General features: G+C 63.6%; 16 protein-coding genes and 1 tRNA gene. 2 read left to right on the top strand and 15 right to left on the bottom strand.

The features are described 5' to 3' along the window. Positions 1 to 19 precede the first annotated feature (19 nt). Entirely contained in the window at positions 20 to 577 is a 558-nt protein-coding gene (locus tag N6L26_RS02830) for a chloramphenicol phosphotransferase CPT family protein (RefSeq protein WP_263606547.1), read from the top strand. On the opposite strand, the gene N6L26_RS02825 is transcribed toward N6L26_RS02830, so the two are convergent. The 10 genes from N6L26_RS02825 to N6L26_RS02780 form a co-directional block, all read right to left on the bottom strand. Next, positions 574 to 2,517: a potassium transporter Kup gene (locus N6L26_RS02825; protein WP_263606546.1), complete on the bottom strand. Its 1,944-nt coding sequence runs from the start codon at positions 2,515 to 2,517 to the stop codon at positions 574 to 576. The two genes, N6L26_RS02830 and N6L26_RS02825, sit on opposite strands and share 4 nt — an antisense overlap. Positions 2,518 to 2,621: 104 nt before the next feature. Continuing rightward, positions 2,622 to 3,278 (bottom strand): tetratricopeptide repeat protein, encoded by a 657-nt coding sequence (locus tag N6L26_RS02820; RefSeq protein WP_263606545.1) that lies wholly within the window; start codon positions 3,276 to 3,278, stop codon positions 2,622 to 2,624. After that, positions 3,275 to 3,682: a cytochrome c-type biogenesis protein gene (locus tag N6L26_RS02815; protein WP_263606544.1), complete on the bottom strand. Its 408-nt coding sequence runs from the start codon at positions 3,680 to 3,682 to the stop codon at positions 3,275 to 3,277. The genes N6L26_RS02820 and N6L26_RS02815 overlap by 4 nt, the downstream gene beginning before the upstream one ends. Further along, positions 3,679 to 4,203 (bottom strand): DsbE family thiol:disulfide interchange protein, encoded by a 525-nt coding sequence (locus tag N6L26_RS02810; protein ID WP_263606543.1) that lies wholly within the window; start codon positions 4,201 to 4,203, stop codon positions 3,679 to 3,681. The genes N6L26_RS02815 and N6L26_RS02810 overlap by 4 nt, the downstream gene beginning before the upstream one ends. Next, a complete protein-coding gene (locus tag N6L26_RS02805; protein WP_263606542.1) occupies positions 4,200 to 6,155 on the bottom strand; it encodes a heme lyase CcmF/NrfE family subunit in 1,956 nt (651 codons plus the stop codon). Before N6L26_RS02805 ends, N6L26_RS02810 begins: the two co-directional genes overlap by 4 nt. After that, entirely contained in the window at positions 6,152 to 6,622 is a 471-nt protein-coding gene (ccmE, locus tag N6L26_RS02800; RefSeq protein WP_263606541.1) for a cytochrome c maturation protein CcmE, read from the bottom strand. Before ccmE ends, N6L26_RS02805 begins: the two co-directional genes overlap by 4 nt. After that, entirely contained in the window at positions 6,619 to 6,759 is a 141-nt protein-coding gene (locus N6L26_RS02795; RefSeq protein WP_263606540.1) for a hypothetical protein, read from the bottom strand. The genes ccmE and N6L26_RS02795 overlap by 4 nt, the downstream gene beginning before the upstream one ends. Next, positions 6,759 to 7,481 carry a heme ABC transporter permease CcmC gene (gene ccmC, locus N6L26_RS02790; RefSeq protein WP_263606539.1) on the bottom strand — a complete coding sequence of 241 codons (723 nt, stop codon included), beginning with the start codon at positions 7,479 to 7,481 and terminating at the stop codon, positions 6,759 to 6,761. The genes N6L26_RS02795 and ccmC overlap by 1 nt, the downstream gene beginning before the upstream one ends. Before the next feature lie 58 nt (positions 7,482 to 7,539). After that, a complete protein-coding gene (locus N6L26_RS02785; protein ID WP_263606538.1) occupies positions 7,540 to 8,604 on the bottom strand; it encodes a Leu/Phe/Val dehydrogenase in 1,065 nt (354 codons plus the stop codon). A gap of 50 nt (positions 8,605 to 8,654) precedes the next feature. Beyond that, positions 8,655 to 8,731: transfer RNA gene (locus tag N6L26_RS02780), tRNA-His, on the bottom strand. Positions 8,732 to 8,922: 191 nt separating this feature from the next. Here N6L26_RS02780 and N6L26_RS02775 point away from each other — a divergent pair. Next, positions 8,923 to 9,558, top strand: a complete 636-nt coding sequence (locus tag N6L26_RS02775; RefSeq protein WP_263606537.1) for a prolyl hydroxylase family protein — start codon at positions 8,923 to 8,925, stop codon at positions 9,556 to 9,558. A gap of 89 nt (positions 9,559 to 9,647) precedes the next feature. On the opposite strand, the gene rpmE is transcribed toward N6L26_RS02775, so the two are convergent. From rpmE to rseP, 5 genes are all read right to left on the bottom strand, one after another. After that, entirely contained in the window at positions 9,648 to 9,875 is a 228-nt protein-coding gene (gene rpmE, locus N6L26_RS02770; RefSeq protein ID WP_253516775.1) for a 50S ribosomal protein L31, read from the bottom strand. Positions 9,876 to 9,968: 93 nt separating this feature from the next. Further along, positions 9,969 to 10,421, bottom strand: a complete 453-nt coding sequence (fabZ, locus tag N6L26_RS02765; RefSeq protein ID WP_263606536.1) for a 3-hydroxyacyl-ACP dehydratase FabZ — start codon at positions 10,419 to 10,421, stop codon at positions 9,969 to 9,971. Positions 10,422 to 10,443: 22 nt separating this feature from the next. Continuing rightward, positions 10,444 to 11,115, bottom strand: coding sequence for an OmpH family outer membrane protein (locus N6L26_RS02760; protein WP_263606535.1), 672 nt, complete (start codon positions 11,113 to 11,115; stop codon positions 10,444 to 10,446). After that, a complete protein-coding gene (bamA, locus tag N6L26_RS02755; protein ID WP_263606534.1) occupies positions 11,115 to 13,814 on the bottom strand; it encodes an outer membrane protein assembly factor BamA in 2,700 nt (899 codons plus the stop codon). The genes N6L26_RS02760 and bamA overlap by 1 nt, the downstream gene beginning before the upstream one ends. A gap of 171 nt (positions 13,815 to 13,985) precedes the next feature. Next, the gene (rseP, locus tag N6L26_RS02750; RefSeq protein ID WP_263606533.1) at positions 13,986 to 15,128 is read right to left on the bottom strand and encodes an RIP metalloprotease RseP; all 1,143 of its coding nucleotides are present in this window, start codon (positions 15,126 to 15,128) and stop codon (positions 13,986 to 13,988) included.

The raw sequence follows: 15,128 nt of genomic DNA, 5'->3' as shown, positions 1-15,128 counted from the left end.
ACGGGGTGAGGGATAGGACGTGACACTGATTTTTCTCAATGGCGCGACCTCTTCCGGCAAGACCACTCTCGCTCGCGAGCTTCAAGATAGACTGGACTCGCCTCACCTTCTGACCGGCATTGACGATGCGTTCGCCATGCTCCCGCGCCATCTGCACAACCACCGAGACGGTTTCTATTTCGATCGCGATCGCCGCCAAAAGGTACGACTGAATTTTGGCGAGTTTGGCCTAGCCACGCTCAAAGCTCATCATCGCGCAGTAGCGGCGATGGCAAAGAGCGGCATCGATTTGATCTGCGACGAGGTAATCCTCACGGATAAGTTGCGGCAGGATTGGATGACGGTTCTAGCGGGCCTCGATGTCATCTTCATCGGCGTGCATTGCAGCTTGAATGAACTACAGCGCAGAGAATCTGCTCGCGGAGACCGGGTAATTGGACAGGCCGAAGGGCAGATCGACGTCGTACATGACGGAATGGCTTACGATATCCAAGTCAAAACGACGGTTCTCCCAGCGCAGGGAGTAGCCGACCAGATTGTTCGCGAAATAGCCGCTATTCCGCCTAGCAGTCGCTAAATTTCCACCTGGCTCCCCAGCTCGACCACGCGGTTGGTCGGCAGGCGGAAGAAATCCATCGCGGTGGCCGCATTGCGCAGCATCCAGGCGAAGATCTTCTCGCGCCAGATCGGCATGCCGGGCTTGTCGCTGGCGAGCAGCGTCTGGCGGCTGAGGAAGAAGCTGGTGTGCATCATGTCGAACTCGCCGCCGCAGCGGGACATTTCCTTCAGCCCCTGCGGAACATTGGTTTCCTGCATGAAGCCGTAGTGCAGCGTCGCCCGGTAGAAGCCGTCGCCGAGATCGTGGATTTCGCACCTTTCGGTGGCGTCGACATAGGGCGCATCGGCAATCAGCACGGTCAGGATCACGACGCGTTCGTGCAGCACCTTGTTGTGCTTGATATTGTGCAGCAATGCGCTGGGCACGCCCGCCGTCTGGCTGGCCATGAAGATCGCCGTGCCCGGTACGCGGGTGGCTGAATTCTTCGCGCTCTTGGCGAAAATCTCGATCGGCAGCGCAGTCTCGCTCATCCGGTCCCGCATGAGCTTGCGTCCGCGCGCCCAGGTGGTGAGCAGGGTGAAGGCGACCAGACCGACAACCAGCGGGAACCAGCCGCCATCGGGTACCTTGGCCAGATTGGCGGCGAAATAGGCCCCGTCGACGATCAGGAAGAACGCCACCACCGGCAGGGCGATGAACCATTTCCATTTCCACACACCGACGAACAGGACGCCCATCAGCAGCGTGTCGATCGTCACCGCCCCGGTCACCGCGATGCCGTAAGCGGCCGCGAGGTTGGAGGATGTCTGGAAGGTCAGCACCAGCAGGATGACCGCGACCATCAGCGACCAATTGACCACCGGGATGTAGATCTGTCCCGCCGCGGTCTCGCTGGTATGGCGGATCGACAGGCGCGGCATGAAGCCCAGCTGCATCGCCTGGTGGGTAATGCTGAACGCACCCGAGATAACCGCCTGGCTGGCAATAAAGGTCGCGACCGTGGCGAGAATGACCAGCGGCAGGCGCCATTCCTCGCCCGCCAGCAGGAAGAAGGGATTGCGCACGACTTCAGCGGCCTGTTCGGGCGGCAGGCCGGCGATCATTGCTCCCTGCCCGAAATAGTTGAGCAGCAGGCACGGCATGACGAAGCCGAACCAGCTCAACCGCATCGGTCCGCGCCCGAAGTGGCCCATGTCCGAATACAGCGCTTCCGAACCAGTCACCGCGAGCACCACGGCCCCCAGCGCAAAGAAAGCCACCGCGCCGTCGGTGACGAAGAACATCACCGCGTAATAGGGATTGAGCGCCCACAGGATGTCGGGATTCAGGATGATCTGGTTGAGGCCAAGTCCGGCAATGGTCACGAAATAGACGATCATCACCGGCGCAAACAGCGCGCCGACCTTGGCCGTACCGCGGCTTTGCAGCAGGAACAGGCATACCAGCAGCACCAGCGCGATGGGGATCACCAGCGGATTGAGCCGCTGGTCGACCACCGTCAGGCCCTCGACCGCGGACAGGACCGAGATTGCCGGCGTAATCATGCTGTCACCGTAGAACAGCGAAGTCGCGAAGACCCCCAGCAGCACGACCAGCCAGCCATAGCTCGACTTGCCGATATGGCGGCTGAGCAGTGCGACAAGCGCAAGGCTGCCGCCCTGCCCCTTATTGTCCGCACGCATGAGGATGGTGACATACTGGATCGCCACGACGACCAGCATCGACCAGAAAATCAGGCTGACCACACCGAGCACATGCAGCCGGTCGATGGCGATGCTGGCGGCACCGGCAAAAGTCTCGCGGAAGGCATAGAGCGGGCTGGTACCGATATCGCCGAAGACGACACCGATCGCCCCCACCGCCAGCGCCGTGCGCGAGCCGCCGTGGCCGTGGCCACCCTGCTCGGTTACGGGAGGCACGCCATCCTGCTGGAGCGGCGCAGAAGCGGTATCATTCATGCGGGATTGGGTTCCGACAACATCGTGTCACATGGCCTGCTTGGCGAAGTCGCGGCGAGTAGCAGCAAGGCTTCGCACTCGCAACAAATCGCGCATCGCATTGATTATTCTTCGGTTTGTTGGGCGGCGGATGGCTCTGCAACGCCCAACATCGTCTCCAGGCGGTCGAGTCGCGCGGCCAGCGGTGCACGCCATTCGGCGTCTTCGGGCGCCGCTTCGAGCAATTCGCGCCACAGTGCGAGCGTCCGGCCCGGCTCCCCTGCCCGCAGGAATGCCAGCCCGAGGAAGTAGGTCGGCGCGGGATTATTGGGCGCAACCTGCTCGCCGCGCGAATAGGCGAACAGCGCCGCAGCGGTCAGCTGGCCATCAGCATGTTCGACCAGCGCATTGCCCAGCGCCACCCAAGCCTCGCCGTCATTCGGGTTCTCCGCCACCGCATTGCGCAGGAAATTCGCCGCCTGGTCGTGCTGGCCGCGCCGGGTGAAGGCATCGGCAGTGACCACGAAGCGCGAAGGCAGCCTGCCCGCAGGATAAAATTCGCGCCGCGCCTCGACCATAAGTTCGCCGGTCTGCGCGGCATTGTCGGTTATCGGAGTGGCGGGCGCGCCAGCCTGCCCCGGGTGGCCCTGCAAGGCATAGCCCGTGAGCCCGAACAGCAGCGCCGATCCGAACAGCATCCACAGGCTCCGTGGCAGCTTGAGCAACACGACCGCGAGGCCAAAGATCAGCGCCGCGAGCAGGATGATCGGCAACCAGCTCATGCGCGCCCCCGGAACCGGCGGAGCAGCACCGCGCCAGCGCCCAGAATGAGCAGCAGCGGGATGGCGAAAAGCGGCCAGGTCGTCGCGCTTACTTCGGGCTTGTAGCTGACGTAGTCGCCATAGCGCTGCATCAGCCAGCTGCGGATGTCGTCGGGGCTTTCACCCGCCGCGATGCGGATCCGCACCTGGTGGCGCATGTCGCCCGCCATGGGAGCGTCGCTATCGGCAATCGACTGCGACTGGCACTTGAGGCAGCGCAGCGTCTCCATCAAATCCTGCGCGGCCTGTTCCTGCCCGGGATCGTCGAGCTGGCGATAGGCGTAAGGTGCGGGCGGCATGCTTTGCTGCGCCGTGACCGGCAGCGCGAACGCGAGGGCCATGGCGGTGAGGAGCGCGCGGATCATCGGGCTTGCTCCAGCTCGGCAAGCAGCACCGGCACGTCGCTCGCACGGACATCGCCAATATGCTGGTAGCGGATCACACCCTCGCCATCGATTACGAAGGTTTCGGGCACGCCCGAAGAACCGATCGCCAGCTGCACTTCGGACAGATCGTCACGCCCGATGCGGCTGTAGGGATTGCCGTGCTGCGCGAGGAACCTTGCAATGTCTTCGGGCCGGTCGCGGATCGCGACGCCGACGATCTCCACTCCCTGCCGCTCGAGGCTTTCGAGATGCGGCGCTTCGGCAATGCAGGGCAGGCACCAGCTCGCCCATATGTTGAGCAGGCGCGGCTGGCCATCGGCGAAGGTCGCATTGGTTACCCCCTCGCCCCCCTCCATCGCGGGCGGAAGGTTGAAATACGGCAGTTCCTCGCCGACCATGCCGCTGGCGACGAATTCGTCCTTGGGCTGCGTCAGTTGGTACGCCGCGAGGCCGAGAAACAACGCGAACACGAACAGCGGGACCCACAGACGCCAGCTCATGCGATCGCCTCCCGGTCGGCGCGGCGTTCGGCAATGCGCACCGCGAGGCGGCGATGCCTGAGATCGCTCAGCAACCGGCCGAGCAAAGCCAGCACGCCGCCCAGCGCGACCAGCAGGCCGCCATACCAGATCAGCGGGACGAAGGGCTTCCACCACAGTCGCACCTGCCACCGCCCATCGGGTGCGCGGTCGCCGATCACCGCGTAAAGCTGGCCGTTCCACCGCGTGACCAGCGCGCTTTCGGTGGTCTGCTGCGGCGGAGCCCAGAAATTGCGTGATTGCGGGGTCAGGATATCTGGCTCATCGCCATCATAGCTTGCCGCAAGCCGCCCCTGAATCGCGGTCCAGTTGGGACCCGCGACCGGCTCGACGCCCTGAAGCACGATAGTCCAGGGACCGACGGTGGCGCTGTCGCCTTCGGCCACGGCGGCGAGCCGTTCCTTGGTAAAGGCGCTTTCGCTCGCCATGCCGATCAGCGCCACCGCGATGCCGAAATGGGCAATTACCATGCCCCATGTCGCAAGCGGGGTGCGGCCGAGTTTACGGCGGCGCAGCGGCAACAGGCTGGCGACCGCCAGTCCCAGACCGAAAGCCAGCCCGAGTAGCGGCAGCAATGCAATATCCGCAAGCAGGCCGAACAGGACAAGCGCCGCGAGCACCAGTGCGGCGAACAACGCAATTTCACGGCCGATCCGGTCGACCCGGTCCTGCCGCCAGCGCAGCAGCGGTCCAACCGCCATGACCGCTAACATGGGAATGACGAAGATCGCCCCGACGGGATTGAAATATGGCGGCCCGACCGACACGCGCACATCGAACGCCTCGGTCAGCAGCGGGTAGAGCGTACCCAGCAGCACGATGGCGAGGATCGCGCTCAGCATGACATTGTTGAACACCAGCGCGCCTTCGCGGCTGGCCAGCGCGAACCGCTCGCCCTCGCTGATCGTATTGGCCCGCAGCGCGAACAGCAGCAGTGCCCCGCCGATGAAAATTCCGAGCAGGACGAGGATGAAGGTCCCACGCTCGGGATCGACGGCGAAGGCATGCACGCTGGTCAGGATGCCTGACCGCACGAGGAAGGTACCGACCATGCTCATCGAGAAGGCCACCACGCCGAGCATGATCGTCCAGGTGCGCAAGGCGTCGCGGCTGGCGAGGACGCTGGCCGAATGGAGCAAGGCAGTCGCCGCAAGCCACGGCATGAGTGAAGCGTTTTCGACCGGATCCCAGAACCACCAGCCACCCCAGCCAAGTTCGTAATAGGCCCAGTAACTGCCTGCGGTGATGCCCACTGTCAGCATGACCCACGCACCGAGCACCCACGGCCGCATCGCGCGTGCGAAATCGGGCGTCACTTGCCGCGTCAGCAGCGCCCCCACCGCAAAGCTGAAGGCAACCGACAGGCCGACATACCCGAGGTAGAGCGTGGGCGGATGGAAAGCGAGACCGATGTCCTGCAGCAGCGGGTTGAGCCCCATCCCCTCCGCCGCGGGGGTCGGCAGGCGTTCGAAGGGGTTCGAACTGAGCAGCAGGAAGGCGTAAAAGCCCAGCGAGACCACGCCCTGTGCGGCCAGCGTGGCATTCATCGTCCGCTCTGGCAGACGTCGCTCGACCAGCGCGATCAACGCGCCGGCAAGACCCATGACGGTCACCCACAGCAGCATCGAGCCTTCATGATTGCCCCAAGTGCCCGACAGCTTGAACACCAGCGGCTTCATCGAATGCGAGTTGGAAGCCACCAGCTTGACCGAGAGATCGGTGACGGCAAACAGCCACACCAGCATTGCGAAGGATAGCGCGACGAGCACGCCCTGCACGATCGCCGCGGGGCGGATCAGTCCGGCCAGTTCGCTCGCCCGTTCATTGCGCACTGCCATAAAGCCGACGGCCATCTGCAGCGCGGCCAGTGCGGCGGCGAGCCACAGGGCGGCAAGACCCAGTTCAGCGATCATTCGAGCCCGACCGTCGTTTCTTCGGCCATTTGCGCGGCCTGGTGCTGGTCCATGTCCTGCAATTCGCGCGGCACGTAATTCTCGTCATGCTTGGCGAGGAGATTGTCGGCGAGGAATACGCCGCCCGGACCCAGCCGCCCTTCGGCGACCACACCCGAACCCTCGACGAACAGATCGGGCGCGATGCCGCTGAAGCGTACCGGCACGCGCGATCCGTCATTCCCCGTTACCGCGAAGGTCAGCGTGACCCCATCGGCAGCGGTTTCGATCGAGTCCTGCTCGACCATGCCGCCCAGTCGTACGGCCTGGCCGATCTCGGGCGGATTGGCGAGCATCTGCTCGGGCAGGTAGAAATAGCTCGCCTGATTGCGCAATGCATAGGCCGCGAGCAGGCCCGCCCCGATCAGTGCGACAAGCGCGAGGACGACCAGCACGAGGCGCTGGTGCTTGGGTTTGAGTGCGCTCATTTCCGGCGGCTTTCTTCGCGGCGCTTCTCGGCGCGTTTCATGTCGAGCCATGCCCAGCCGACCATCGCCAGCGTGCCGGTCACGCCCACCGCATAAGCGGCGACGACGAAGGTCCATTGATCGAGTGCCTCGCGCATCAGGCGGCTTCCATCGCGCGGCGGCGTAGGCGCGCCTCGGCCTGCACATCGGCAAGCAGCGCTCGCATACGCGCGAGTACGACGCCACCGAACAGCAGCGAGAAACCGGCTATTGCAACGAGCAGAGGCACGAGGAACTCGGCGTCGATCGCGCTTTTGCCCAGCGTGATGCTGGGCGGCTGGTGGAGCGAATTCCACCACACCACGCTGCGATTGATGATCGGGATGTTGATTGCGCCGAGCAGGCCGAAGATCGCCGGGATACGCGGCGAAACACCTTCGCGTTCGGCGGCCTGCGCCAGCGCAATATAGGCCAGATAGAGGAAGGCCAGCACCAGCATGCTGGTCAGCCGTCCGTCCCACACCCACCAAGTGCCCCATGTCGGCCGCCCCCAGATCGAGCCGGTGGCGAGACAGATGATGGTAAAGACGAGGCCGGGTAATGCCGCGGCGCGCGCGGCGAGCGCGGCAAGCGGATGCCGCCAGATGAGGAAGACGAGACTTGCCACGGCGATCGCGGTCCAGCCACCCATCCCCAGCCATGCGGCCGGAACATGCAGAAACAGGATGCGCACGGTCTCGCCCATCAGGCGGTCGGGAGACACTTGGAATAGCCCCCAATAGAGCGCGCCCGCGCTCACCACCAGGCCGCCGACCAGCAACAGCGGGGTCAGCGGGTTGGCGAGCGCCAGGAAGCGCTTGGGATTGGCGAAGCCGTGCATCGAATATACCGTCCGGCACCGCTTTGGCAGCGCTCCACCGGCCTCGCAAGGGCGCAGTTCAGCGGCCGATCAGTTCCTGTGCCATCCGGTCGGCAACCTGGTCGGGCGAGACCCCGGTTTCGTCGCTTTCCTGCCAGATTTGCTCGAGCCGTCCGGGGATCAGCGCGATGCGCTTGCGGACCTCGTTGATATCGCAGGGCGCCTTGTCGCGGCGGCACAGATATTCAAGCGTTACCGAGATGATTCCGCCGGCGTTAATCACATAGTCGGGAGCATAGAGAATGCCGCGTTCGGCCAGCATCGGGCCATGCTCGGGCCGCTTGATCTGGTTGTTCGCGCCGCCTGCCACGATCTGGCAATCGAGCCGTGCGATACCCTCGTCGTCGAGAATCGCGCCCAGCGCATTGGGGCTGAAAACGTCGCAGGAAACCGACATGATTGCATCGGCTGCAGCGGTATCGGCGCCGAGTTCGGCGGCCAGCGTCTCGGCGCGACCCGCATCGATGTCGGAAAGCGTCAGCCTGGCCCCATCGCGCGCCAGCAGCCGGGCAACGCCGCCGCCGACACTACCGGTGCCCTGCAGCGCGACATGCACGCCTTCGACGCTGTCCTTGCCCAGCTTGTGCCGGACTGCGGCCTTGATGCCGAGGAAGATGCCGAGCGCGGTGAACGGGCCCGGGTCGCCGCCAGCGGCGTCTTCGCCCTCGACCGGGAGGCCCGAGACATATTGCGTGCGCTGCGCGACCGCGGCCATATCGGCTTCGGAAATGCCAACATCCTCGGCGGTGACATATTGGCCGTTGAGACGCTCCACCGCATCGGCAAAGGCGGCGAGCATTTCGGGCGTCTTGGCACTATTCTTCTGCGCCAAGATCACGGCCTTGCCCCCGCCCATCGGCAGGCCTGCCATGGCGTTCTTGTAGCTCATCCCGCGCGACAGTCGCAGCGCGTCGCGCATGGCAGCGGCGGGTTCGGCATAGTGCCAGTAGCGGGTGCCACCGGCCCCGGGACCGAGATGGGTGGAGTGGAGCGCGATAATCGCGGTCAGGCCGCTTTTCGCATCGCGGACGACCTCGACCAGTTCATGATCGTCGAAATCCGCTTCGGTCCAGAATGCCGTCATGCAGCGAGTCCCCAAAATGCTCTGATGGACGGTCATGGGGGGGGAGAATATGGGGCGATCGACGGGGTTCGAACCCGCGACCTCCGGTACCACAAACCGGCGCTCTAACCAACTGAGCTACGATCGCCACATGCCCCCGGAACCGCCCGGGATTGGGGGCTGTTGCGCATGAGCGGGACAGCGTCAAGCCGCCTGCGCAACGGCGCGTGCCTGTTGCACAATGAAGGCGGATAGGGAAGCGAAAATCGCAACCGCCGCAGCTGTGCGCAATTTTCTTTCGCGGTTGAAGCGCGTTGTGCGCACGTTATCGTAAACGTGATGACGGGACCGGGCGAATCTTCGAGCGAAATGCTGCTGACGCGCGAGGGCATGCAACGCGTGCCGAGCGACAAGATCGAACTGTTCCAATTGCGCGATTTCGTCCCCATCGACCTGCGGGCTGGATTGATCCGGCTGATCGAGCAGGACCGGCGCCCCTCGACGCTCGCCGATGCAGGCGATGACCGCTATTTCCGCACCAGCGAGACGTGTGACCTTGATACTGCGGTACCTGTTGTCGAGACGCTCGAAAAGCTGCTGTACGATCTCAACGGGATCGCCCCCGCGCATGGCGAACCACTGCAGGGCCAGCGCTACGACGTGGGGCAGGAGTTCAAACCGCATTGCGACTATTTCAATCGCGGCGGGGCCGACTGGGCGACCTATTGCTCGGTCGCGGGCCAGCGGACCTGGACCTTCATGATCTATCTGAACGAGGTCGAAGGCGGCGGTGCGACCCGCTTCAAGGCGGTCGGCAAGACCTTCCAGCCCGAGGCGGGGAAGCTGGTCTGCTGGAACAACCGGCGCGCCGACCTGCGCGAAAACCCCAATACGCTCCATCACGGGATGAAGGTTCGCAAGGGGATCAAATATGTGATCACCAAATGGTACCGCGAGAAGCCCTGGGGCTGGTGACGCAGCTATCCGGCGCGCGGTGCTTGCACAACGAGAAAGGGCGGCCCCAACGGGACCGCCCTTGCGTAAACTCTTGGGGTTGGCTGCGCTCAGCCCTTCTTGAGCGACAGGCCGCCGAAGCGCTTGTTGAAGGCTGCGACGCGGCCGCCTTCCTGGATCTGCTTGGTGCCGCCCGTCCATGCCGGGTGGCTGGTCGGATCGATGTCGAGCGTCAGCGTTTCGCCCTCGTTGCCCCAGGTGGAGCGCGTCTGGAATTCGGTACCATCGGTCATCTTGACCGTGATCATGTGGTAATCGGGGTGACCTGCGGCCTTCATGATAAGCGTCCTTCTAGCATCGGAACGGTTCCGACCGGTCCAGCTGTTATGGGAAAGGCGCGCGCATAGCGGCGAGCGCCCGAATTGACAACCCTATTCGGGTGCGTCGGCGATCATCGCGGTGAACTGCACTTCGCAGGTCACCTTGCCATCGACCGATGCCTGGCCGGCGAACTTGCACACGCGCGCGCGCTTCTGGACGAATTCGGCCTTGAGATCGAGCAGCACGCCCGGCGTCACGGGCGCGCGGAACTTGGCGTTCTCGATCGCCATAAAATAGACCAGCTTGCCGGAGTCCGCGAGGCCGAGGCTCTCCACCGCGAGTACGCCGGCGGCCTGCGCCAGCGCCTCGATCTGGAGAACACCGGGCATGATCGGCGCGCCGGGGAAATGGCCCTGGAAGAAATCTTCGTTGAAGCTGACAGCCTTGACCGCGTGGATGCGCTCATCGGCGACCAGTTCCTGCACCCGGTCGACGAGCAGCAGGGGATAGCGATGCGGTAGGCGCTTCAGCACCCCGACGATGTCGAAACCGATCTCGCTCATCACCCTGCCCCTGTCGTCGAACCTAGCGGCCGGTCGGCTGCGCGGGCTGCTGCTGCGCGGCCTGCTGGGCTGCCTGCTGCTGCGCGACGCCGAGGAGGACCTGCGACACAGTCTGCTGCGCGGACAGCGATTCCTGGCGCGGGCGCCAGTCGGCCGGCGGCGTGATCTGGACGCTCGGCATACGCTGGTTGAGCGCAGCGACGAGGTCGTTGGTCACATTGACCGCTTCGGGTGCCCACTGGATCGCATCCGGGTTCAGGAGCAGCTGGATGTTCTTCTGCTGGATGACCTGCTGCTGGACGTTCTGGTAATCGTTGATCAGCTGCTCGATGGCATAGGTCTGCGCGAGCACGATCGGCTGCGAAGCCTGCCCAAGCTGCTGTTCCTTCTGCTGGAGCTGCTGCACGACCGTGGGGTTGGCCTGCGCTTCGGCCTGGCTCAGCTGGCCATTGTTGTCGGTATCGAGGCTCTGCTGCAGCGTCTGCATTTCCTGGCGCAGCGTGCGAATCTGCGCGATCTGCGCCGAATACTGCTGGTCGATCTGCTGGTAGGCAGTGATGCGCGCCTGGCTGCGCACGATCACGGCTTCGGGGCTGCTGGTGGCGATGCCCGACACCTGCGCGGCGGCGGGAGTTGCGATGGCTGCAGTGCCCGCAAGCGCGGCGGCAGCAATGGTCTTGGCAAAAAGTTTCATCAGAATTGCGTTCCTACGTTGAAGGAGAAGGTCTTGGTGTCGTCTCCGACCTGCTTCTTGAGCACGTGAGATACATCGATCCGGAACGGACCGAAGGGCGAGTTCCAGTTCACGCCAATGCCCACCGAAATACGCGGCGCGGGGCTGTCACCGACGAACACTTCCTTGAAGAAGGTCCCCGCGATGACATTACGCTCGTTCTCGGTCCCATCGGGTGCAAAGCGGTTGGTTACTGCCTGGATAATGTCGTTGCCTTCATCGTCTACGCCGGGCTGCAGATAAATCAGATTGCCGTCCCCGTCCGTGGCTTGCAAGCCATCGGGGTAATCCTGCAGAACCGGGCGGGTAACGCTGAACAACGACCCCACGTCCAGGAAGATCGACGGACGCAGGCCCATCTCGCGCGCACCGCTACCAAGCGGAATTTCGAGTTCGGCCCGACCAAGGTAATAGGCCTTGCCGCCCAAGGCATCGTCCACGCGGTTATCGCTGGCGAGCGCTTCCTCAATCGTCTGCGGGACCAGCGGCGTCGTGTCATCGCCATCTTCGTTGAGATACTGAAGGCGCACGATGCGCGGTCCAACGCCGCGGATGTCGAACCCGCGCATTTGCGGCTCGCCGAGGAAGAAGCGGTCGGTCAGGCGGACATCATCCTGCCCGGCAACATTGTTGTCCTCGAGGCTGCGGATCCAGCCGCCTTCGCCGGTGATCGAGAAAATAAAGCCGGCACCAACCGGCCAGTACTTACCGGCACGGGCGCGCGAACGGACATATTTCACATCGCCGCCGAGACCGGCCAGTTCGGTCGTCCAGCTGATCGTCTCGCCGCTCGTGGGACGCAGGCGGCTGTTGAGCGTGTTGTAATTGAGCGTGAGCCCGACGATCGAGCTGGTCCGCTGTCCGATCGCCTCGCACAGATATCGGCTGGCACGGATCGGATCGCAGGTCGCGATCCCGTCGCCATCGCGATCCGAGAAATACAGCCCTTCGTCTAGCGTGACGTCGTCGTAGTTGAACGTATAGCTCGCAATCGCGGAAGTGTATTCGGTCAACGGAACGCCCGCACGCAGCTGGGCGCCGGTGGTCGACTGCGAAAAGGTGGTGTTGCGCTCGTTGTTACGGAAGTTGAAGCTGTTGGTGTCGCGGCGATAGATGTCGACGCCGGCCGAGATGTTGCGATCGAACACATAGGGTTCGGAAAAGCTCACCTGCGCCGACTTCGAATAGCGCGAATAGTTCAGGCTGAGGCCGACCGTCTGGCCACGCCCGCGGAAGTTGCGCTGACGAATCGAGCCCGCAAGAATGAAGCTCTCTAGGCTCGAGAAACCAGCCGACAACTGCAGTTCGCCGGTCGCCTGCTCTTCGACATTGGCCTCGAGCACGATCCGGTCGGGGGCGCTGCCCTCGACCTGGTTGATTTCGAAGTTTTCCTGGAAATAGCCCAGCGAATTGATGCGTGCGGTCGACCGCGCAACCGACAGCGAATTGAAGGCATCGCCTTCGGCCAGACGGAATTCGCGGCGGACGACCTTGTCCTGCGTCAGCGTGTTGCCGTTGACGTCGATCCGTTCGACATAAACGCGGGGTGCTTCGCGCAAGGCGAAGGTCACGTCCATCGTCAGCGTGTCCTGGTTACGGCTGAACTGCGGCTGGACGTCGGCAAAGGCGTAACCGAAGGTCCCGGCCAGCTCGCTCAGCTGCTCGACCGTGTCCTCGACCAGCTTGGCATCGTACCAGTCGCCGCCCTGCATCGGCAGACGCGCGGTCATCGCCTCATCGTCGAAATCGCGGATTTGCGATTCGACATCGACCGTGCCGAATTTGTACCGCTCGCCTTCCTCGACGACATAGGTAATGATGAAGTCGCGCTTGTCGGGGGTCAGCTCGGCAACCGCCGAAACCACGCGGAAATCGGCATAGCCTTCGGTCAGGTAATACTGGCGCAGCTTCTGCTGGTCGAACGCCAGGCGATCGGGATCGTAACTGGTGTTCGAGCTGAGGAAGCTGGTCAGGCGCGCCTGCTTGGTCAGCATCTCGCCGCGCAGCTTCCCGTCGGAGAAAGCATCGTTGCCGATGATGTTGATCTGGCGAACCTTGGACTTGGGTCCTTCGCTGATCTCGAACACGATATCGACGCGGTTCTGCGACAGCTCGACCATCTTCGGCTCGACCGTGGCGGCGAAACGGCCCTGACGCTTGTACAGTTCGATAATGCGGGACACGTCGGCGCGGACCTTCGAACGGGTAAATATCTGCCGCGGCGACAGCCGGATTTCGGGCAGTACCTTGTCGTTCTTCAACCGGCGATTGCCTTCGAGGATGATGCGGTTGATGACCGGGTTCTCGACAATGGTGATGACCACATCGCCATTGTTGTTGACCACATTGGCGCTGGAGAACAGCTCGGTCGCGTAGAGGTCCTTGAGGACCTCGTCACCCGCGGCCTGCGTCCACGTGTCGCCGGGGCGCAGCTTGATGTAGGACAGGATCGTCTGCGCCTCGAGACGCTGGGCACCGCTGACAGCGATCGTGCGCACGACATCCTGCTGAACCGCCGGTGCGACTGCCGGGACTGCGGCAGCCTCTTCCTGGGCAAGAACCGTAGTGGGCACGCCGGCAAGCATGGTGCCGGCCAGCAGGCCGATAGCCAGCCGCGCGGCAGGGTTGCGTCGCGTGGCGGCAGAAACAAAATTAGTCATCGACAAGGAGATTCCCGTCCTCGTTACACTTACAGCAGACCCGGCTGATGCAGCCCCGATCCGGCATCGGGCCGCGTTGTGCGGGGCGGCCTTGCCGTCCCCTGCCCCATGCGTCCGTGGCGATCAAGCTTTGCTGCGGTCTATTGCCGGTTACCCGCTCCCTTTCCCCGGCTAATTCCCGAAAACGGGAAGCGTCACCAGATCGTTGATTGTGACGAACACCATCAGCATGAGCACGAGTGCCACACCGGCGCGGTACGCCACTTCGGTTCCACGGGGACCGACCGGCTTCCGGCGGACAGCTTCTGCCGCGTAGAAAGCCAGGTGCCCGCCGTCGAGCGCCGGAATTGGCAGGAGGTTGATGAATGCCAAGTTAAGCGAAATCAGCGCCGCGAAATTGATGAAGGCCATCGCACCGAGACTGAGCTGTTCGCCCGAGAATTTCGCGATCTTGACCGGGCCGCCCAGTTCCTGGACCGACCGTTCGCCGGTGAATATCTGGCCGATACCAGTCACCATCATGTCGACGATCCCGATCGAATGATCGACCGCCAGGCCAAGCGAAGCGATCACGCCCTGCGGCTCGAACTCGAAGCCGGCGGCGGCCGGCGCAATGCCGATCAACCCGATCTTGGAAACATTGCCGAACCGGTCTTCCATCTCGACGCTGCGGACGGGCACGGCGAAGCTCTGTTCGGCCCCGCCCCGCTCGACCGTAATGTCGAGCGTACGCCCGGGGTAGAGCATGATCGAATCCTGGAGGTCGCGGAAATCGTCGATCCGTTCGCTTTCGACCGCGACGATGCGGTCGCCGATCGCGATTCCCGCCGCGCGTGCGGGCGAGATTTCGGCGAATTCGGCGACGGTCAGCTGTTCTTCGGGATTGCCCGGAACCGGCTTGCCGTAAAAGGCGAAGAAACCGGCGAAGATCGCCAGCGTCAGCAGGATGTTGGTGGCAGGCCCCGCAAAAACGATCAGCGCGCGCTTCCACAGCGAAGCGTGGTGGAAGCTTCCCGCGCGCTCTTCCGCGGTCGCTTGCGCAGCCGCCTCGGCATCGGGAATGCTTGCGGGGTTCATGTCACCCTTGAACTGGACATAGCCGCCCAGCGGCAGCGCGCTGAGCTTCCAGCGCGTGCCACGTTTGTCCGTGAAGCCCCAGAGTTCTTTGCCGAATCCGACCGAGAACGCCTCGGCATGGACGCCGAACCAGCGGCCAACCAGATAATGGCCCAGCTCGTGGATCGTCACCAGTGGCCCCAGCAAGAGCGGGAAACCGACGACGTAATAGAGCCACAAAGGCAGGTTCAGTTCCAA

It is taken from the genome of Qipengyuania sp. SS22 (assembly GCF_025736935.1).
Lineage (GTDB): Bacteria > Pseudomonadota > Alphaproteobacteria > Sphingomonadales > Sphingomonadaceae > Qipengyuania.
This window is presented reverse-complemented; position numbering and strand designations above follow the sequence as displayed.